Genomic DNA, 18,949 nt, shown 5'->3' on the forward strand with positions numbered 1-18,949 from the left:
GCCGATGGCCACCTAGAGCGTCGTCCGGCGGTGTGCAAGCGGTCCTAGATCCCTGTGGTGACGTGGAATGAACGTGTTGGATTCTTCGCGGTGGAGTGAGGTTTGACATGTTCGGCTATATAGATTAGCCTTTCAGCTATGAGTCTTAGCTACGTGAATGTGGACGCCGGTCGGATCGCGTACGAGGTGGCCGGCGAGGGGCCGCTGGTCGTCGGCGTGCACGGCATGGGCGACCTGCGCTCCGCATACCGCCACACCGTCCCGGCGCTCGTCGCCGCCGGCTTCCGCGTCGCGACCTTCGACCTGCGCGGCCACGGCGACAGCGACGCGACCTTCTCCGCCTACGACGACGAGGCCGCCGCCGGCGACCTGCTGGCGCTGATCGACCTGCTCGGCGGCGGCCCGGCGCTCGTGCTCGGCAACTCGATGGGCGCCGCCGCGGCCGTGATCGCCGCCGCGCGAGCGCCGGAGCGGATCTCCGGGCTGGCGCTGCTCGGCCCCTTCGTGCGCGACCCGGAGTCCGGGCGGTTGAAGGAGCTGGCGATGCGGGCGGCGCTGCTCGAGCCGTGGGGCCCGGCCGCGTGGAAGGCCTACTACGGCTCCTGCTTCCCCGGCCGCAAGCCGGCCGACTTCGACGCCCATTGGGCGGCGGTGCGCGCGAGCCTCTCCCGACCCGGCCGCTGGAGCGCCTTCCGGCGCACGACGCGCACCAGCCACGCGCCGGCCGAGGCGGCGCTCGGCGAGGTGCGCGCGCCGGCGCTCGTCGTGATGGGGACGGCCGACCCCGACTGGCCCGACGCGACCGCCGAGGCCCGCTGGGTCGCCGACGCCCTCTCCGCCGAGCTGCTGCTCGTCGATAGTGCCGGCCACTACCCGATGGCCGAGGAGCCCGAGCAGGTCAACCCGGCCCTCGTCGCCTTCGCGCGGAAGGCGTTCGCGGGCGCGGCCGGCGAGCACGGCAGCGCGAATGGCCCGGGCGGCGAGCGTGGCGGCGCGAATGGCGCCGCCGGCGAGCGTCGCGGCGGCGGCGCGGCGGGCGGACCGCGTGGCGCGGCGGGCGGCGGAGCGGCCGGCGGCGACACCCTCGCGGAGGCCGCCTGATGGCGCGGGCAGGGCTGACGCCGGAGCGGGTCGTCGCGCGCGGCGCGGAGCTGGCCGACGAGGTCGGGCTCGAGCGGCTGACGCTCGCGATGGTCGCGCAGGCGTTCGGCGTCGCGCAGCCAAGCCTCTACAAGCACGTGAGAGGGCTCGACGCGCTGCTGCAACAGATCTCCGCGCTGGCGACCGCCGAGCTGGCCGATGCGCTCGCCGACGCCGCCGCCGGCCGGGCCCGCGGCGACGCGCTCCGCGCGGCGGCGACCGCGTACCGCGCCTACGCGACCGCCCACCCCGGCCGCTACGCCGCGACCCAGCGCGTCCCCGACCCGGCCGACCCCGCGCACGTCGCCGCCGGCGAGCGGGCGGTCGGCGCGATCGCCGCCGTCCTGCGCGGCTGGGGCCTCGACGGCGATGACGCGATCGACGCCACCCGCGCCCTGCGCAGCGCCCTCCACGGCTTCGTCACGCTGGAGCGGGCCGGCGGCTTCGGCATGCCGCAGTCGGTCGACCGCTCCTTCGACCAGCTGGTCGCCGCGCTCGAGGTCGCCCTCGCCGCCTGGCCGGCGCCCGCCTGACGCGTCGTACTCCCGTCCCGGCGCGGCTCCGCGCGGCCAGGCCCGGCGCGGCCAGGCGCGGCTCCGCGCGGCGCCGGCGGTCAGACCGCCAGCTCGACCGGGCTGCCGATCGGCAGCCACTTCACGCGCGGGGCGAGCTGGGGCGCGTGGGCGAAGGCGGCCTCGGCCTCGGCCCGTCCCTCGCGGAAGTGCTTCCAACCCTCGTAGTGGATCGGGACGATCGTGCGCGGGTCGGCGAGCTGGCACAGCTCGACCGCCTCCTCCGCCGACAGCGTGTAGCGCAGCGGTCCGCTGATCGGGAAGCGGACGCCGCCGAGGTGGACGAGCGCGGTGCCGACGTCGATCCGTCTCGGCACTTCGAGCACGCCGTCGCAGAGGACGGTGTCGCCGGTGATCCAGAGCGCGCCGTCGCGCTGGCCGGCCCATCTGAGCGCGAAGCCGACGACGTCCCCGACGATCGGCCGCGACAGCGGCGGACCGTGGCGGCAGGGCGTGGCCGTGATCTCGATCGGCAGGCGCCCGTCGCCCTCCAGCCGCGTCGTCGCCCACGGCTCCAGCCCGCGCGTCGCGCCGACCTGCCCGTCGAGCCGCCGCGCCCCCGCCGCCGTCGTGACCACCGTCCCGGCCGACGGCAGCAGCGCCCGGCCGGCGGCGTCGAGGTTGTCGTCATGGTGGTCGTGGCTGAGCAGCACCGCGTCGATCTGCCCGAGCTCGCCGGGCGCGATCGCCGGGCCGGTCAGCTTCCGCGACGACGTGCCCCATCCGAAGAAGTACCGTCTGCCGGCGGGGTCGAACGTCGGATCGGTCAGCAGCCGCCATCCGCCGACCTCGATCAGGGCGGTCGGGCCGCCGACGTGCGTGATGCGGACCGTCTCTCCGCTGTCCATGGCGCGGACGCTATGTCGCCGCGGCACGAGCGGTCAACAGGGAACGAACGCGCCAGCTTTCTCAGCCGGCCACGGCCGACGGTCCGGCGGCCGGGACGGCCGGCGTCGGCGGCTGCGACGGCGGCTCCTCGACGACCGCCCGGTCGCGTCGCGCCAACGCCTTCTGGACCGCCAGGTTGAGCCCCATCAGCAGCAGCACGCCGACGAGCAGCATCGTGCCGAGCACGTTCACCTCCGGCGGGACGCCCTGGCGGGTGGCGCCGAAGATGTAGAGCGGGAAGGTCTGCGTCTGGCCGGCGTTGAAGCTGGTCACGACGTAGTCGTCGATCGAGATCGCCGCCGCCAGCACCGCCGCCGCGACGACGCCCGGCGCGATCATCGGCAGCGTCACCTTGAAGAAGGTCGTCCAGACGCCGGCGCCGAGGTCCTGCGCCGCCTCCTCTATGTAGGGGTCCATCCCCTCCAGGCGCGCCCGCACCGTCACGACGACGTAGGAGACGGTGAACATCACGTGGGCGATCACGATTGTCCAGAAGCCAGTGTCGATGCCGGCGACGAGGAACATCGCCAGCAGCGAGGCGCCGAGCACGACCTCGGGCGTCGCCATCGGCAGGAAGACGAAGAAGCCGGCCGCGCCCTGGCCGCGGAAGCGGTAGCGCGTCAGCGCGACCGCCAGCAGCGTCCCGAGCAGGACCGCCGCGACCGTCGTGACCGCCGCGATCAGCAGCGAGTTCTCCATTGCCTTGGCGAGGTCGGGATCTCTGAACGGCTCCTTCCAGTGGTCGAGCGTGAAGCCCTGCCAGGTGAAGTTGAAGCGGCCCTTGTTGTCGTTGAACGAGAACAGGACGATCAGGAAGACGGGGATGAAGAGGAACAGCAGCGCCGCCGCCGACCAGATCCCCAGCGCCCAGTTGCGGGCGCGATCGCTCGCGCGCATCAGGTCGCCGCCTCCGTCAGGTTTCTCGTCCCCAGCAGGCGCGAGTAGAGCACGATGCCGACGAGGATGATCGTCATGAGGATGAACGACAGCGCGGCCGCCGTGGGGTAGTCGAGCACGTTGAGGAACTTCGACTGCACGACGTTGCCGATCATGTACTGGCGCGGCGTGCCGAGCAGCGCCGCGTTGACGAAGTCGCCGCAGGCCGGGATGAAGACCAGCAGCGAGCCGGCGAAGATGCCCGGGATCGCCAGCGGCAGCGTCACCTTGCGGAAGGCGGTCAGCCGGCTGGCGTAGAGGTCGGTCGCCGCCTCGACGAAGCGGCGGTCGATCCGCTCCAGCGCCACGTACAGCGGCAGCACCATGAACGGCAGGAAGTTGTAGGCGATGCCGGCGATCACGGCCGTCCCGGTCGCCAGCACCCGCCCGTCGTCGGCGACCAAGCCGACGTCGCGCAGCCGCTCGACGACCCAGCCGTTGTCGGCGAGGATCAGCTGCCAGGAGACCGTCCGCAGCACGTAGCTCATGAAGAACGGCAGCACGACCAGCAGCAGCATCAGGTTGCGCCACCGGCCCGCCTTGTACGCCATGAAGTAGGCGAGCGGGAAGGCGATGACCAGGTCGATCACCGTCGCCGCGCCGGCGTACAGGAAGGAGCGCAGGAACTGCTCCTTGTAGTCGCTGATCGCGCTGGTGTACGTGTCGAAGGCCCAGGTGAGCGAGTAGCCGGCCTCGGGGTCGCCGGTCATCAGCGACACCGACGCCTGGTTGGCGAGCGGGATCGCGAAGAAGACGATCAGCCACAGCAGCCCCGGGATCGCGAACATCCACGGGATCAGCCTGCGGCGCTGCGACAGCGACAGCCCCATCTCCCTACGCTCCCGTGACCTTGGCCATCGCCTCGTACATCTCCTGCTCCTGACGGGTCGAGAACGACGGGTAGGAGTGGAGCCGCTCGCGCACGTCGTCGGGCGGGAAGATCAGCTCGTTGGAGGCGATGTCGGGATCGCTTCTCTCGAGGATCGGCTTGATCCCCTCGACCGGCGAGATGTAGTTGACCCACGCGCAGACGACCGCCGCGACCTCCGGCTCGTAGAGGTAGTTCATCATCGTCTCGGCCGCGTAGGCGTGCTCGACGTGCGCGGGCATCATCATGTTGTCGGTGAACAGCATCGCCCCCTCCTCCGGGTAGGAGAAGCGGAGGTTCGGGTTGTCGCTGCGCAGCTGGACGAGGTCGCCCGAGTAGGCCATCGCGAGCGCGACGTTGCCCTTCGTCAGGTCGGTCGTGTAGTCGTTGCCGGTGAAGCGGCGGAACTGGCCCTGGTCGTTGGCCGCGCCGATTCTGTCGATCGCCCCGAGCACCTGGTCGAGCGTCGCTCTGGAGGCGTCGATCCCCTCGCCGAGCAGCACCGTCGTGGCGCAGTCGTAGGGGTCGGCGAGCATCGTCACGCGGCCCTTCCATCTGGGGTCGAAGAAGTCTCTGATCGACGTGAGCTCGCCGCCGGTCTGCTCGATGTCGTAGCCGAGGCCGATCGCGCCCGACTGGTACGGCAGCGTGAACTGCCGTCTCGGGTCGTAATTGATCGAGCGCAGGTTCGGCACGAGGTTGCCGAAGTTCGGCACGTTGCCCTTGTCGATCGGCGTGACGTAGCCGAAGCGGACCCAGCGCGCGGCCATGTAGTCGGTCAGCACGACGATGTCGCGGCCGATCGGGACGCCGGCCGCGAGCTGCTGGCGGACCTTGCCGTAGAAGTCGTTGTTGTCGTTGATCTCCTCGACGTACTTGCAGTGGCCGCCGTATCTGGCGTCGAACTCCTTGACGACGGCCTTGTCGATGTAGAGCGGCCAGTTGGAGAAGGTCCAGTCGCCCAGCTCGACTCTCGCGTGGTTGACCGACGCGGCCTCTCTCTGCAGCGAGGCGAGGTTTCTCGCGGCCGTGCCGTCGATGCCGCAGGCGCTCAGCACGGCGCCGAGCCCGCCGGCCATCAGCGCCGCGGAGGCGCTGCGGCCGAGGAAGCGGCGGCGCGTCAGGCGCTGCTCCGCGAAGAAGCGGTCGAGCTCGCGCTCGGCCCGCTCGGGATCGAGGTCAGGCACGGGCGCCGTCCTCGGCGGCGACGACGAACGTGTGGCGCGGGTCCCAGGTCAGCTGCACCTCCCGACCTGCGCCGAGCGACTCCGGCAGCGAGCCGTCCGCGTTCTGGGCGAGCACGATCAGCTCCTCGCCGCCCGCGGTCCGCACGACGTACTGCAGCGACACGCCGAGGAACGAGCTGAGCACGACCTGGCCGCGCAGCACGTTCGCGCCGTCGGGCGTCGGTTGCTCGGCCGGCGTCAGCTTCACCTTCTCGGGCCGCACGCCGACGCTGACCGCGCCGCCCGCGTGCTCGGCGCAGCGGTTGGTCGGCGCGTGCAGCGTGGCGCCGTCGTGGGTCGTGACGGCGGACAGCTCGCCGTTCGCCTGGCCGACCGTGCCGCGCACGAGGTTGGAGACGCCGAGGAACTTCGCCACGAACTCCGTCCGCGGGCGCTCGTAGAGGTCGGTGGCGGTGCCGGCCTGCTCGATCCGCCCTCGGTTCATGACGGCGATCGTGTCGGCCATCGACATCGCCTCCTCCTGGTCGTGCGTCACGTGGATGAACGTGATGCCGACCTCCTGCTGGATCCGCTTCAGCTCGAGCTGGAGCTGGCGGCGCAGGCGCAGGTCCAGCGCGCCGAGCGGCTCGTCGAGCAGCAGCGCCCGCGGCCGGTTGACGAGCGCCCGCGCCAGCGCGACGCGCTGCTGCTGGCCGCCCGACAGCTGCGCCGGCTTGCGCTTGGCGAGGTGGGGCAGCTGGACCGTCTCCAGCGCCTCGGCGACCCGTCTGCGCGTCTCGGCCTTGCCGACGCCCTTGCGCTCGAGCCCGAAGGCGACGTTCTTCTCGATCGTCAGGTGGGGGAAGAGCGCGTACGACTGGAAGACCGTGTTGACGTCGCGCTTGTGGGGCGGCGCGTTCGTGACCTCGGTCCCGCCGAGCAGGACGCGGCCGGCGGTCGGCAGCTCGAAGCCGCCGATCATCCGCAGGGTCGTCGTCTTGCCGCAACCCGACGGCCCGAGCAGGGCGTAGAACGCACCGCGCTCGATCTCGAGGTCGAGGTCGTCGATCACGAGGACGTCGCCGAACCGCTTCGTGACGCGCTCGAGCCGGATGTCCGGCTCGCCTCCGACACCGCTCTCTCTCACCGCATCGGCGGTGAGGCTCTGGTTCGCAACCAAATCAGCACCTCCGCGTGCATGTGCGACAGTAGCGCGCGAACTTGCTCCTGTGTGGCGATTCTTACAAAGCCGGTTCTGCCGATTTGTAGTTGATCTCGTGACCGCTGCTCAGCCGGTCGGCCCGTAGCGCTCGGTGCGGATCCGCTCGGCCGGGAAGCCGGCGTCGAGCGCCAGCCGGGAGGCGCTCTCGACGAAGCCGTTGGAGCCGCAGACGAAGACAGACCCGATCGCCGGGTCGACGCCGGCCGCCGCGATCAGCGCGGCGTCGACGCGCCCGGCGTGGCCGCCCCAGCCGGGCGGCGCGATCCGCGTGTAGGTCACCAGCGTCTCGTCGCCGAGCTCGTCGCGGTAGATCAGCTCGTCGGGTCGGCGGACCGAGTAGACGAGCCGCAGGTCGGCCTGCGGCATCGCACGGCGCTTGTGGCGCAGCATGCACATCAGCGGCACGACGCCCGAGCCGCCGCCGAGCAGCAGCGCCGGCGACTCGCCGCGCCAGACGAAGTAGGCGGCGAACGGCCCCCGCACCTCGATCCGGTCGCCGACGACGAGCACGTCGTGCATGTAGCCGGAGACCTCGCCGTCCTCGAGCCGGTCGACGGTCAGCTCGATCGCGCCCTCGTCCAGCGGCGAGGAGGCGACCGAGTAGGAGCGCTGCGCCTGGTATCCGTCGGGCGCGGTCAGGCGGACGTCGTAGTGCTGGCCGGGCAGGTGCGGGACCCAGATCGGCAGCTCGATCCGGAACGACTTCACGCGCGGGGTCTCCTGCACGATCCGCGTGATCGTGCCGACCTGCCAGCGGCCGGGCGCGGCGGGGGCGACGGGCGGCAGCCCGTCGCGGTCGTGCGGGACGGTCGTCTCGGCCGGCGTCAGTCGTTCCAATACCGCTCCTCGCGCCACGGGTCGCCGTGCATGTGGTAGCCGTTGGACTCCCAGAACCCGGGCTCGTCGCTGTCGAGCACGCGCAGGCCGGCGACCCACTTCGCGCTCTTCCAGAAGTACAGGTGCGGGACCAGCAGGCGCGCCGGACCGCCGTGCTCGGTCGGCAGCGGCTCGCCCTCGTGCTCGGTCACGACCCACGCTCTGCCGCCGGTCAGTTCCTCCAACGCCACGTTGGTCGTGTAGCCGCCGTAGCAGTGGGCCATCGTGTAACCGCCGAGCGGCTCGACCTCGGCCAGCAGCGTGTCGAGCGAGACGCCGCGGAAGGTCGTGTCGAGCTTCGACCACTTCGTGACGCAGTGGATGTCGCAGGGCACGTCCTCGAACGGCAGCGCGTTGAACTGCTCCCACGTCCAGCTTCTCGGCGCGCCGACGACGCCGTCGATGCTGAAGCGCCACTCGGCGGTGTCGACGTGCGGCGTCGGACCGGCGGTGAGGACCGGGAAGCCCGGCTCGTAGTACTGCCCCGGAGGAATCCGCCCCTCCATGCCCTTGGGCTGCCGGCGGCGGCCGCCGAAGCCGCGCGAGATGAAGTCGCTCATCCACCCATCGTAGGTCGCGCCCGCAACCCGGACCGCTCCGACGCGCCCGCTTCCGGGTTCAGGGGCAGGGACCGCAATCGACCCGGAAGCGGAGGACTCGACATGAAGAAGGCAGCGATCGCGGCGGCGCTGACCGGCATCGCCGTCCTGCTCGTGACGGGGCTGCCGGCGCAGGCGGCCCGGCTGATCACCGGCGCCGACATCAAGGACGGGAGCATCACGAGCGCCGACATCAAGAACGGGACGATCACGCGCGCCGACGTGCGGAAGGGCTCGCTGACGCTCGACCGGCTGTCGCGCCCGACGCAGCGGCTGATCCGCGAGCGCGGCCCGGCGGGGCCGCGCGGCATGAAGGGCGACCGCGGCCAGCGCGGCCTCACCGGCCCGCGAGGCGCGACCGGCCCGCGCGGCGCGACCGGTCCGCAGGGACCCAGAGGGGCGCCCGGCGGGCTCGCCGGCTACCAGGTGGTGCAGGCCCAGACGGCCGCAGCCGCCGACCTCACCCAGACGCTGCAGGTCAGCTGCCCGGCCGGCAAGGTCGTGCTCGGCGGCGGCGGGAACCCGGCCGGCCGCGACGACGCCGCCGTGACGGCGAGCCATCCGATCGGCAACGGCACGTGGGCGGTCATCGCGCGGGCGCCGGCGCCGGCCGGCGCGGCGTGGAGCGTCACCGGCTACGCGATCTGCGCGAACGTGGCGTCGTAGACGGCGCCGGATGCGAGCGCGGCGCCTTGGAACGCGCCGCCGGCTGCGGCGGACCGGCCGCGACCGGCCGCGACCGGCCGCGACCGGTCTTGACCGGCCGTGACTGGCGGCGGTCCGGCGCGCCTCCCGTGCGCGCCGACCTCGCCGACGGTGTCATGACATGACAGCGGTCGTCGTGTCATGTCATGACAGCCGGCGGCACGTGGCGTCATGACATGACATCGGTCGTCGTGTCATGTCATGACAGCCGGCGTCGCGTGACGTCATGACATGACATCGGTCGTCGTGTCATGTCATGACAGCCGCGGAAGCGTGTCGGTCGGCTTCGGCGGGCGTCACGTGATGACGTGACGCCCGCGGAAGCGTGCCGGCTCAGGCCGGCTCGGCAGCGACGGCCGACTCGCCGGCCGGCACCTTGATCTCGTCGGCGAACAGGACCTTGTGGAGCCCAGCCGCGAGCAGCGCGCCGGCCAACGGCGCGACGATGAACAGCCACAGCTGCTCCAGCGCCCAGCCGCCGACGAACAGCGCCGGCCCGATCGAGCGCGCCGGGTTGACCGAGGTGTTGTCGACCGGGATGCCGACGAGGTGGATCAGCACCAGGACGAGTCCGATCGGGATGCCCGCGAAGGCGACGCTGGCGATCTTGTCGGTCGCCGCGAGCACCGTGAAGACGAGGAAGGCCGTCAGCACGACCTCGACCGCGAAGGCGGCCCCCCACGAGTAGCCGCCCGGCGAGTGGTCGCCGTAGCCGTTGGCGCCGAAGCCCTCGGCGCCGGCGTCGTAGCCGCCCGCTCTGCCCTTCACGATCAGCAGCAGGACGAGCGCGGCGAGGATGGCGCCGGCGATCTGCGCCGCCCAGTAGCGGACCGCCTCGCTGCTGCCGATCTTCCCGCGCGCGAGCAGGCCGAGCGTGACCGCTGGATTGATGTGACAGCCCGAGATCGGGCCGATCGCGTAGGCCATCGCCAGCAGCGACAGGCCGAACGCGAACGCGACGCCGAGAAAGCCGATTCTGTCACCGGCGATGACAGCGGCGCCGACGCCGCCGAAGACGAGCACGAAGGTGCCGACCACCTCTGCGATCGCACGCTTGAGAGCCACGGATCCGTCCCTTCCATTCGGTGTGTGTTCACCGGTCCCGTCGCGCGATTCGACGCGGTTCCCCCGTCTCCTCTGCTTCCGGCCGCCGAGGCGACCCCCGCTGGACGCTTGTTCGGGCGCCGCCGCGGACGCCGGCGGGCGTAGTTCTCCGCACCGGCGCTGTGGCGCGCCGCCGATGTCCGCCGCGGCATGGGCACGTAGGCTGTGACGAGGCCCCGAGCAGCCACCACGACCACGGAAGGACTTCCATGCGGCGCATCCTGATCGGCTTCGACGGCTCCTCGCACGGCGACGACGCGCTCGCGTTGGGGCGCGTCCTGGCGGAGGCGGCCGGCGCCGACGCCGAGGCGGTCGTCGCGATCGCCTACAAGCCCGTGATCCCGAAGGACTCCAGCGGCACGGAGAGCGACTACCAGGCGCGGCTCCGCCACGAGGCCGAGCAGGAGCTCGAGCGCGCGAAGCAGCTGGCGCCGGAGCTGCCGGCCGAGGCCTTCCGCACCGTCCGCGGCTCGGCCGCCGGCGGGCTCCACCGCGTCGCCGAGGAGATCGGCGCCGACGCGATCGTCGTCGGCACGAGCCATCGCGGCCCGCTCGGCCGCGTGTGGGCCGGCAGCGCGACCGAGCAGATCCTCCACGGCGCGCCGTGCGCGGTCGCCGTCGCGCCGATCGACTACGCGCAGCTGCCGGAGGAGCGGCGCCGGCTGAACCGGATCGGCGTCGCCTACGACGGCTCGCCGGAGTCGAAGAACGCGCTGCGCGCGGGCGTCGAGCTGGCGCAGGCGACCGGCGCGCGGGTCGCGCCGATCTCGGTCGTCGACCTGCGCACGCCGACGACGGTCGCCTACGGCTATGAGAAGTACGTCGAGGCGGTCAGGGAGCTGGTCGCCGTCGAGCTGCGCGAGGCCGGTGACGAGGTGGCCGGCGCAGCCGACGTCGACCTCGTCGAGCGCGAAGGCGACCCGGCGCGCGAGCTCGCCGCCGCGAGCGCCGACGTCGACCTGCTGGTCGCCGGCTCGCGCGGCTACGGGCCGCTCAAGCGGGTCCTGCTCGGCAGCGTCAGCGCCCGCCTGGTGCGCGAGGCGGAGTCGCCGCTGCTGCTGCTCCCGCGCTCGGCGATCGAGGCCGGCGAAGCGGCCTGAGCGGCGCTGCCGCCGCTCTGAGCGCCCCCGCCGACGCCCAGAGCGGCGCGCGCCTCACAGCAGCGGGCGGCCCTGAAGCTCTTTCAACCGCTGCTCGACGCGCGTCAGCTCGCGGCCGAAGTCGGTGATCCCGAGCCGCAGGGGGATCGGGACCTCGTCGCGACGGTTGTCGGCGAGACGCCGCATCGCCGACAGCGCGCGGCGGATGCGCGCCGCACGATGGGCGAGGCGCTGCTGCTCCAGCTCGTCTCCGAGGGAGTGCACCGCCCCGCTCAGCGGTTGAGTGAGTCGTGCCATGGCGGCGATCTTGCCGTCGTCATGGCGCGGGCGTAAAGGGTGGCGTCACCATTCCTACGCATTTGTAACCGTGATCCGGTGGATAGAAGTTCCGCCGCGCCTTGAAAACCGTTTTCGCGGTCAGAACGGCGTTCTCGGAACGTCGGCGTTCAGTTCGGGGCGGCTCGCCGCGCCGCCCCGAAACGGTCGCTCAGTCGCCGACGACGGCCTCGTCGATCGAGCCGACGTAGACGACGAAGCCCCTCGTGTAGCCGCGCCGCTCGTACAGGCGCTGGGCATCGACGTTGGTCGTCGCGGTGGTGATCTCGAGGTCGCCGACGCCGCGCCGGCGCAGCTCGGCCTCGACCGCGTCGAGCAGCTCGGAGCCGATCCCGCTGCCGCGCAGCTCCGGCAGCACCGACAGCGACTGCAGCGTCGCCATCTTGTCGCCGGTGCACCACGACGCGTAGCCGGGGCCGATCGTGACGAAGGCGTAGCCGATCGGGCCACCCGCGTCCTCGGCGATCAGCACGAAGGCGTTGGGGTCGGTCAGCCAGCGCTCGTAGTTGCCGCGGCGGTTGCGCCACGACGCCTCGGGGTCGCGCGCGAGCGCGTTGCCGAGCAGCGGCGTGATCGTCGCGTAGTGGTCTTGGAGCGCGCGCCACAGCGGCTCCAGCTCGTTCAGCTCCGCGATCGGCAGCGTGCGAATCGTGTGCTGGCTGTCTCGTATGCTCATTTCTGCACCACCGTTGGGTCTTCGCCCGGTCGGGTCGACGATCTCGTCGTACCCGCGCGGACCTGAGAGAACCCAGGCTACTGCGCCAGGTCGTCGAAGGCGAGCCTTCCGAACTTGCCGCGGTAGTACGCGAGCGGGTGGCCGGGACGGGCCGTCGCCTCGTGCACCTCGGCGAAGAAGACGACGTGCGTGGCGGCCTCGACCGTCTGCGTGACTCTGCAGACGAGCTGCGCCAGCGCGTCGACCAGCAGCGGCTGGCCGTGGTCGCCGAGGCTGACGTCGACGCCGGCGAACTTGTCGCCGCCTCTGGCGGCGAAGCGGCGCGCCAGCTCGTCGTCGCCCTCGCCAAGGATGTTGACCGCGAACGCGCCCGAGGCGGCGACCGCCTGGCCGGTCGCCGACGATCTGTTCATGCAGATCAGCAGCATCGGCGGCTCCAGCGACAGCGAGGCGACCGCGCTGGCGGTCGTGCCGTGGAGCGTCTCGCCGACGCTCGTGGTGATGACCGTCACGCCGCTCGCGAAGTGGCCGATCACGTCGCGGAACGCCTGCGGCGTCAGCGGTTGGAGGCGGTCGTCGTGCTGGTCTTCGGTGGTCATCGTCGGGCTCCGTCTGGGGGCTGGGCCGGACCGGGTCCGCGCATTCTGCCGCGCCACCGTCAGCTTTGGTCGTATGACGGTCATCCGATACCCTGGCGGGGATGGCCAGACTCGCCGATCTCTCGCCCCCTGGAGGGGAAACGCTGCGGATCGGCCGCGTTGCCGCACCGCTTCGCGAGCAGGTCGTCGACGTCCTGCGGGAGGCGATCCTCGACTTCCGCCTGAAGCCCGGCCAGCGCCTGATCGAGCGCGAGCTGATCGAGCAGATCGGCGTCTCGCGCACGACGATCCGGGAGGTGCTGCGGCAGCTCGCCGCCGAGGGCCTCGTGACGACGATCCCGCAGAAGGGCGCGGTCGTCGTCGTCCCCTCGCCCGAGGAGGCCGCCGAGCTGTACGACGTGCGGCTCGTGCTCGAGGCCGCAGCGGTCGTGCGCTTCGCTAGAAACGCGACCAGAGCCCAGGTGCGGGCGCTGCGGTCCGCCGTCGAGGAGATGGAGCGCGTCGCGGCCGCCGGCGAGGAGGACGTGCGCGCCGTGCTGCGCGCCAACGACGAGTTCTACGACGTCCTGCTCAGAGGCGCCGGCAACAGAACCTTCGCCGCGCTGCTGGGCGGCGTCCAGGCGCGCGTGCGCGTGCTGCGCGCCAGCTCGCTGTCGCAGCCCGGCCGCCCGGCCGCCGCCGCGGAGGAGCTGCGCGGGATCGTCGAGGCGATCGAGTCCGGCGACGCCGAGCTGGCCGCGCAGCGGACGACCGAGCATCTCGAGCTGGCCGAGACCGAGGGGCTGCGGGCGATCACCGCAGCCGGTCGCGTCGGCGCATAGGCAGCCTGCGGCGATGAACGCCACCAGACGCCTGATCGTCGTCATCGGCGTGGTCGTCGTCGCCGCCGTCGGCTTCGTGATCGCGAAGGCGACCGAGGACTCCTCCCGGCCGACGGTCGCCGAGTCGCTCTCCGCGCCGGCTCCCGCCCCGGCCGGCGGCGCGACGGGCGCGCGAGGAACCGGCACCGTCCCGGCGCGCAGAGCGGCGCCTGCGATCCCGCGGATCGTCGTCCGCGGGCTCGAGCCGGTCGGGGGCGTCAAGCAGCTGGTCTTCCGCAAGGGCGACACGATCCGCTTCGCCGTCGTCTCCGACCAGCCGGAGGAGATCCACCTCCACGGCTACGACGTCGCCGAGGACGTCGCGCCCGGCAGAGAGGTCACCTTCGCCGTGCCGGCCGAGATCGAGGGGATCTTCGAGGTCGAGCTGGAGCACGCCGGCGTCCAGATCGCCTCGGTCGCCGTCGAGCCGTAGCGGGCGGCCGCCGCCGTCAGCCGGCCGCCCGCGACGGCTGCCGCGCCGCGCGCATCCACGGCTGGGTCGTGAAGCGGCCGTCGGCGAACGGCGCCGGCGCGAGCGTGCGGTGCCCGCCGCCGACGACCTGCAGCACCCGGTGGGGGTGCGCGATCGAGGGGTCGGGCGTCATGTCGGGATAGCCGAGCCCGCTCTGGCCCGGCTCCTCCAGCCAGTAGGAGCCGCTGACGCCGCGGTGGACCCGGCGGCGCAGCTCGGCCGCGACCGCGGCGAAGCGGCGCGGCGAGTCGACCGCGCGCCAGGCGCCGGCGAGCAGCTGGACCGAGTCGTACTGCAGGCCGGCCTGCGACATTCCCGGCGGGCGCCCGAAGGCGGCCGCGAACTCGGCGCCGAAGCGGGTCGAGAGGCGGTCGCCGCCGCGGCCGATCACCGTCGACCAGACGAGCCCCTCGGCGCGCTCGCCCGCACGTCTCAGGAAGCCCGGGATCGACGGCGTGTAGACGGCGTAGAGCAGGCAGTCGAACGGGTCGACGTGCAGCGCGTCGAGCAGCGCCAGCAGCAGCGGCCCGTCGTCGACCAGCGACGGCACGAGCGCCGCCGCCGGCTCCAGCGCGCGGAGCCGGCGCACGACCGCCTCCGGGTCGTCCGCATGCGCGATCGGCTCGACCTGCCAGCCGGCGCGCTCGGCGCGCTCGAGCGTGTCGGCGCGCACGAGCGGCATCCGCAGGGAGGGCTCGAGCAGCGCCAGCCGCCGGTTGGGCGGCCGCCACGCCCCGGCGGCGCGCAGCTGCTCGACGAACCGCAGGAAGCCGTCGGTGTAGAGCGTCTCCGGCGGGCCGACCTGGAAGACCGAGCCGAGCCGCTCCGGCTCCTCGCGCACCGCGTCGGCGGCCGCCTGCGCGGTGCACGAGTGGAGGACGGGGCAGCCGGCGGACGCCGCCCGCTCGATCACCGGCAGGAGACCGTCGCGATCGGTCACGTAGCCGAGCGTGATCGCATCGACCTGCAGCGCGACCAGCTCGTCGAGGCCGCGCTTCGCCTCGCTCGCGGAGGCGTCGGCCAGCTCGATCACGACGTGCTCGAGCGGGCGGCCGCCGATCCCGCCGCGGCGGTTGACCTCGGCGACGGCGAGCGCCGCGCCCTTGCGCATCTCGTCGCCGTCGCCGCCCTCCTCGCCGACGGGGAAGAGCGAGCCGAGCACGACCGGGCGGCGGCGCGGCGGCCGCGGCGGTCCCGTCGGCGAGGCGGGGCGCGCGGCCGTCGCTCCGACGCCGTGCTCGACCGCCAGCTGCAACCGCCCCACCGCCAGGCCGGCCAGGCTGTGTCCGCCGCCGGGGACGGGCAGGCAGAGCGCTCCGTGCTCGGCGGCGACCGCGGCCGCGCCCGCCCGGGTCGACTGGTCGAGCTTCGCCAGCACCCGCTCGACCTGCGACGCGACGGTGCGGGCGCCGGTGCCCAGGCGCGTCCCGACCTCGGCGTTGCTGAGCCCGCCGGCGAGCAGCGTCAGCACCTGCAGCTCGCGGCGCGTCAGGCCGAACGGCGGCGGCTCGGGGGTGGCGACGAGCTCGACGGCGGCGCCGCCGTGCTCGCCCGCGGCGCGCCGCGTGAGGTCGAGCCGCAGCGGCGGGCCCTCGCCGAGCCACCAGCAGGTGACCGAGCCGAGCTCGCAGGCGAGCGCCGCGCGCAGGTAGGCGAGCAGCCGCGGCGCGGCGTCGAGGAGGCCGTCGGGATCGACCCGGCGCTCCGACGGCTCGGCGGTGATCTGCGCCCAGGCCGGCCGCGGCCCGGGCGCGCGCTCGGCGCGACCCACCATCGGGCGATCATCGCAGACCTCCGCAAGCGGCCGGAAGGACGGCCCGTCGCTCACGCGCCGGGCCGCCCGCCCTGCCGCATCGCGGCGGCCGCCGGCGGCGCTCAGGCGGCCGGCGCGTGGGCGCCGCGCCGCGCCGGCGCCGTCGAGCGCCACTGCTCAGCGGCCTCGGCGCAGGTGCGGAAGCGCGCGCCGTGGTGCTTGCCGCGGGCGATCAGCGCCTCCAGCACGCGCATCCGCGCGCCGCGGCCGATCGACTGCGGATGCATCGTCATCCCGAAGACGCCGCCGGGCACCTCCTCGACCATCCAGTCGAGGTCGCCGAGCCACATCCGCTCGACCTTGCCCGGCTCGTTCATGCCGGCGACGGCGATCGGCGGCGAGAGCACGAACTCCAGCTGCGGGAAGTCGTCGAGCGACCACGAGACCGGCAGCTCGACGAGGTCGAGCTCGGGGCCGAACTCGAAGGCGCGGTCCTGGTGGAGGACGTCGCCGGTGCGCGCCCAGTAGGGCTCGAAGTCCTGCGCCATCATGCTCGAGTCGTAGGAGAAGCCGTACTCGACCAGCAGCCGCGTCGAGTTGGGCGAGAGGTCGAACGCCGGCGAGCGGTAGCCGGACGGGCGGACGCCGAGGACCCTGTCGAGCGCCTCCAGGCCGCGCTCGATCACGGCCCGCTCGGCTGCCTCGTCGAGGCCGACCGGACTCTCGTGGAAGTAGCCGTGGTGGGCCATCTCGTGGCCGGCGGCGACGATCTCGCGGCAGACCTCCGGGAAGCTCTCGACCGTGTGGCCGGGGGTGAAGAAGGTCGCCTTCACCTGCTCGCGCTCGAGCAGCCTGAGGATGCGCGGCGCGGCGACGCGGGCGCAGAACTCGCCGCGCGAGATCGCGGTCGCACCGGTCAGGCCGAAGGAGGCCGGCCACACGGAGATGCCGTCGAAGTCGAAGCCGAGGCAGATGGTCGGGGCGGGGGTCATGGTCAGGCCTCTGCGGTCGTGGTGGCGGGAGCGGGGGAGGCGGCGCGCCAGGCGTCGTAGAGCGGCGCGCGCCGGCGGCGGTCGGCGTGCGTGCGGACGGCGCCCTCGCGGCGGTTGACGGCGAGCGCGTCGATCTCCAGCGTGGCGCGCGCGACGCCGCCGGCGTTCGGCTCGGCCTGCGCGATCACGCCGTCGTCGGGCCAGGGCGCGTCGCACGGCCCGAGCACCGAGGCGCGCGCCCAGCCGCCGGGGAAGCCGTCGAACGGCGCGCCGCTGACGCCGCAGTGGACGGCGAAGACCTGGTTCTCGACGCAGCGGGCGGCGAGGCAGTGGCGGACGCGCCAGAAGCCGGCCTCGGTGATCGTGAAGGAGGGGCAGGCGATCACGTCGGCGCCGGCATCGACGAGCGCGGTCACGACCTCCGGGATCTCCGCTTCGTAGCAGATCGCGACGCCGACGTCGGCGAACGGCAGCCGCAGGACGCAGAGGTCGTCGCCCTCGGCGATCCCCATCCGCGCCTCCTCGGAGAAGAGGTGGGTCTTCGCGTGCGTCGCGATCAGCCCGTCGGGGCCGTAGACGTGCGCGACGTTCTCGACGGCGCCGTCGTCGCGGCGGCAGAGCTGCGAGCCGGCGAGGAGGTGGGTCGCGCGGCGGCGCGCCTCCTGCTCGAACCGTGCGCGAAGGTCGTCGGCCCGGTCGGCGAGCGCGAGCGGGTCGGCGGGGTCGCCGAGCGCGGCGAGGCCGAAGCTCAGCAGCTCCGGCAGCACGATCAGGTCGGCCTCCCCGGCACGGTCGAGCGCGGCGCGCACGTCGGCGGCGAAGTCGTCGAACGACGTCGGGCGACGGACCGCGAAGTCGCACGCGGCGACGGTCGGTCTCACCAGCTTCCTCCTCTGGTCGAAAGGGTCGCCCCGGACGCTACGGCGGCGAGCCCGCCGCCGCCAGTGGCAGAGCTGCCGGTCGCGCGATCCGTCGATCGACGGATCGGTGGCGCAACCACCGTCTGCGGGATCGAGCCGCGGGCGGGCGCCGGCGCCCTACCAGCGCCACTTGCCGGCGCGCGCGAGCGGGCCGCGCAGCTGCTCGGTCAGCGACAGCGCGGCGGCGCGGGCGCCGTCGCGGACGCGTTGCTCGGCGTCGCCGCCGGCCTGCTCCCGCCAGCCGCCGGCGACCGCGCGCGAGGCGGCGGGGACGGCGCCGAGGCCGTCGTCGTTGACGAACAGCGGGAAGTCCTCCGGCGCGCCGCCCTGCGGGCCGAGGCCGGGGACGAGCAGGAAGGTGCGCGGCATCAGCGCGCGCAGCGCGCGGGCGTCGTCGGGGTAGGTGAGGCCCGCGACGGCGCCGACGTTCGCGTAGCCGCCGCGGCCCCGCCGCTTGGCGCCGAGCTCGTCGAGCAGCCTCGCGACCTGCTCGAAGACGCGGCCGTCGGGCGTCTGCAGCCCCTGCACGCGCGCCGAGCCGGGGTTGCTGGTGCGCACGAGCACGAAGAGGCCCTTGCCGTGGGCGTCGGCGACGTCGAGCATCGGCTGCAGCGACTCGGGGCCAAGGTAGGGGCTGAGCGTGACGGCGTCGGCGTCGTGGACCGGCAGCTCGCGGTCGCCGATCCGCACGCGGCCGAGCGCGGCCGCGGCGTAGGCGGCCATCGTCGAGCCGATGTCGCCGCGCTTGGCGTCCTCGATCACGAGCAGGCCGGCCGCGCGCGCGTGCGCGGTGACCTCCTCGAGCGCGTGCAGCCCTGCGGCGCCGAACGCCTCGAAGAAGGCCGACTGCGGCTTGACGGCCGGCGCGACGTCGGCGACGCCGTCGATCACGCCGCGGCAGAAGCGGGCGGCCGCGGCGGCCGCGGAGGCGAGGTCGTCGACGCCGTCGAGCAGCTCCGGCGGCAGCTGCCCGAGCTCGGGATCGAGGCCGACGACGAGCAGGCTGCGGGTCGCGTCGATCCGCTCGACGAGCCGGTCGGCGAAGTGGGTGGCGGGCATCGCCGCGCGAGTCTAGTGGTCGTCGGCGGCGCGACCGCGCGCGGCGCCGCGCCCGCTGCCGGCGCCGCGGCGCCAACCTCCGCTCCGGCTTCCGGTCCGCCGATAG

At 73.4% G+C, this 18,949-nt stretch carries 21 protein-coding genes; 6 read left to right on the forward strand and 15 right to left on the reverse strand.

Annotated features, from left to right (window positions below):
* The first annotated feature begins 159 nt into the window (after positions 1–159).
* Together BDZ31_RS23635 and BDZ31_RS23640 are read left to right on the forward strand one after the other, a co-directional pair.
* Positions 160–1,101: an alpha/beta fold hydrolase gene (locus tag BDZ31_RS23635; protein WP_221243297.1), complete on the forward strand. Its 942-nt coding sequence runs from the start codon at positions 160–162 to the stop codon at positions 1,099–1,101.
* Positions 1,101–1,673 carry a TetR/AcrR family transcriptional regulator gene (locus BDZ31_RS23640; protein ID WP_183345815.1) on the forward strand — a complete coding sequence of 191 codons (573 nt, stop codon included), beginning with the start codon at positions 1,101–1,103 and terminating at the stop codon, positions 1,671–1,673. The genes BDZ31_RS23635 and BDZ31_RS23640 overlap by 1 nt, the downstream gene beginning before the upstream one ends.
* A gap of 80 nt (positions 1,674–1,753) precedes the next feature.
* Here BDZ31_RS23640 and BDZ31_RS23645 read toward each other — a convergent pair whose 3' ends face one another.
* From BDZ31_RS23645 to BDZ31_RS23675, 7 genes are all read right to left on the reverse strand, one after another.
* Entirely contained in the window at positions 1,754–2,560 is an 807-nt protein-coding gene (locus BDZ31_RS23645; RefSeq protein ID WP_183345816.1) for an MBL fold metallo-hydrolase, read from the reverse strand.
* 61 nt (positions 2,561–2,621) lie between these two features.
* Positions 2,622–3,497: an ABC transporter permease gene (locus tag BDZ31_RS23650; protein WP_183345817.1), complete on the reverse strand. Its 876-nt coding sequence runs from the start codon at positions 3,495–3,497 to the stop codon at positions 2,622–2,624.
* Positions 3,497–4,366 (reverse strand): ABC transporter permease, encoded by an 870-nt coding sequence (locus tag BDZ31_RS23655; RefSeq protein WP_183345818.1) that lies wholly within the window; start codon positions 4,364–4,366, stop codon positions 3,497–3,499. Before BDZ31_RS23655 ends, BDZ31_RS23650 begins: the two co-directional genes overlap by 1 nt.
* A 4-nt stretch (positions 4,367–4,370) precedes the next feature.
* Positions 4,371–5,591: an extracellular solute-binding protein gene (locus BDZ31_RS23660; protein WP_183345819.1), complete on the reverse strand. Its 1,221-nt coding sequence runs from the start codon at positions 5,589–5,591 to the stop codon at positions 4,371–4,373.
* Positions 5,584–6,750, reverse strand: a complete 1,167-nt coding sequence (locus tag BDZ31_RS23665; protein WP_183345821.1) for an ABC transporter ATP-binding protein — start codon at positions 6,748–6,750, stop codon at positions 5,584–5,586. Before BDZ31_RS23665 ends, BDZ31_RS23660 begins: the two co-directional genes overlap by 8 nt.
* 108 nt (positions 6,751–6,858) lie before the next feature.
* Positions 6,859–7,629 (reverse strand): ferredoxin reductase, encoded by a 771-nt coding sequence (locus BDZ31_RS23670; RefSeq protein ID WP_246345867.1) that lies wholly within the window; start codon positions 7,627–7,629, stop codon positions 6,859–6,861.
* Positions 7,617–8,228: a sulfite oxidase-like oxidoreductase gene (locus BDZ31_RS23675; RefSeq protein WP_183345823.1), complete on the reverse strand. Its 612-nt coding sequence runs from the start codon at positions 8,226–8,228 to the stop codon at positions 7,617–7,619. The genes BDZ31_RS23670 and BDZ31_RS23675 overlap by 13 nt, the downstream gene beginning before the upstream one ends.
* A gap of 102 nt (positions 8,229–8,330) precedes the next feature.
* On the opposite strand from BDZ31_RS23675, the gene BDZ31_RS25685 reads away from it, so the two are divergent.
* Entirely contained in the window at positions 8,331–8,933 is a 603-nt protein-coding gene (locus tag BDZ31_RS25685) for a collagen-like protein (protein WP_183345825.1), read from the forward strand.
* 372 nt (positions 8,934–9,305) lie between these two features.
* Here BDZ31_RS25685 and aqpZ read toward each other — a convergent pair whose 3' ends face one another.
* Complete coding sequence (gene aqpZ, locus BDZ31_RS23685; protein WP_183345827.1) at positions 9,306–10,037, reverse strand: aquaporin Z; 732 nt, start codon at positions 10,035–10,037, stop codon at positions 9,306–9,308.
* Between the two features lie 248 nt (positions 10,038–10,285).
* On the opposite strand from aqpZ, the gene BDZ31_RS23690 reads away from it, so the two are divergent.
* Positions 10,286–11,176 (forward strand): universal stress protein, encoded by an 891-nt coding sequence (locus BDZ31_RS23690; RefSeq protein ID WP_183345829.1) that lies wholly within the window; start codon positions 10,286–10,288, stop codon positions 11,174–11,176.
* A 54-nt stretch (positions 11,177–11,230) separates the two neighbouring features.
* On the opposite strand, the gene BDZ31_RS23695 is transcribed toward BDZ31_RS23690, so the two are convergent.
* From BDZ31_RS23695 to BDZ31_RS23705, 3 genes are all read right to left on the reverse strand, one after another.
* Entirely contained in the window at positions 11,231–11,440 is a 210-nt protein-coding gene (locus BDZ31_RS23695) for a hypothetical protein (RefSeq protein WP_183345831.1), read from the reverse strand.
* A 223-nt stretch (positions 11,441–11,663) separates the two neighbouring features.
* Positions 11,664–12,188, reverse strand: coding sequence for a GNAT family N-acetyltransferase (locus BDZ31_RS23700; protein ID WP_183345833.1), 525 nt, complete (start codon positions 12,186–12,188; stop codon positions 11,664–11,666).
* A 77-nt stretch (positions 12,189–12,265) separates the two neighbouring features.
* Positions 12,266–12,787: a flavin reductase family protein gene (locus BDZ31_RS23705; protein ID WP_183345835.1), complete on the reverse strand. Its 522-nt coding sequence runs from the start codon at positions 12,785–12,787 to the stop codon at positions 12,266–12,268.
* A gap of 101 nt (positions 12,788–12,888) precedes the next feature.
* Between BDZ31_RS23705 and BDZ31_RS23710 the strand changes: the two genes are divergently transcribed.
* Both BDZ31_RS23710 and BDZ31_RS23715 read left to right on the forward strand, forming a co-directional pair.
* Positions 12,889–13,608, forward strand: coding sequence for a GntR family transcriptional regulator (locus BDZ31_RS23710; RefSeq protein WP_183345837.1), 720 nt, complete (start codon positions 12,889–12,891; stop codon positions 13,606–13,608).
* 13 nt (positions 13,609–13,621) lie between these two features.
* Positions 13,622–14,080, forward strand: a complete 459-nt coding sequence (locus BDZ31_RS23715) for a hypothetical protein (RefSeq protein ID WP_183345840.1) — start codon at positions 13,622–13,624, stop codon at positions 14,078–14,080.
* 16 nt (positions 14,081–14,096) lie between these two features.
* On the opposite strand, the gene BDZ31_RS23720 is transcribed toward BDZ31_RS23715, so the two are convergent.
* The 4 genes from BDZ31_RS23720 to pyrF form a co-directional block, all read right to left on the reverse strand.
* Positions 14,097–15,893, reverse strand: a complete 1,797-nt coding sequence (locus BDZ31_RS23720; protein WP_183345841.1) for an ABC transporter substrate-binding protein — start codon at positions 15,891–15,893, stop codon at positions 14,097–14,099.
* Between the two features lie 101 nt (positions 15,894–15,994).
* Positions 15,995–16,864, reverse strand: coding sequence for a polysaccharide deacetylase family protein (locus tag BDZ31_RS23725; protein WP_183345842.1), 870 nt, complete (start codon positions 16,862–16,864; stop codon positions 15,995–15,997).
* A gap of 2 nt (positions 16,865–16,866) precedes the next feature.
* The gene (locus BDZ31_RS23730) at positions 16,867–17,745 is read right to left on the reverse strand and encodes a nitrilase-related carbon-nitrogen hydrolase (protein ID WP_183345843.1); all 879 of its coding nucleotides are present in this window, start codon (positions 17,743–17,745) and stop codon (positions 16,867–16,869) included.
* A 156-nt stretch (positions 17,746–17,901) separates the two neighbouring features.
* On the reverse strand, positions 17,902–18,843 hold the full coding sequence (pyrF, locus tag BDZ31_RS23735; protein ID WP_183345844.1) for an orotidine-5'-phosphate decarboxylase: 942 nt from the start codon (positions 18,841–18,843) through the stop codon (positions 17,902–17,904).
* Between the last annotated feature and the right edge of the window lie 106 nt (positions 18,844–18,949).

The sequence above is a fragment of the Conexibacter arvalis genome, assembly GCF_014199525.1.
GTDB classification, from domain to species: domain Bacteria; phylum Actinomycetota; class Thermoleophilia; order Solirubrobacterales; family Solirubrobacteraceae; genus Conexibacter; species Conexibacter arvalis.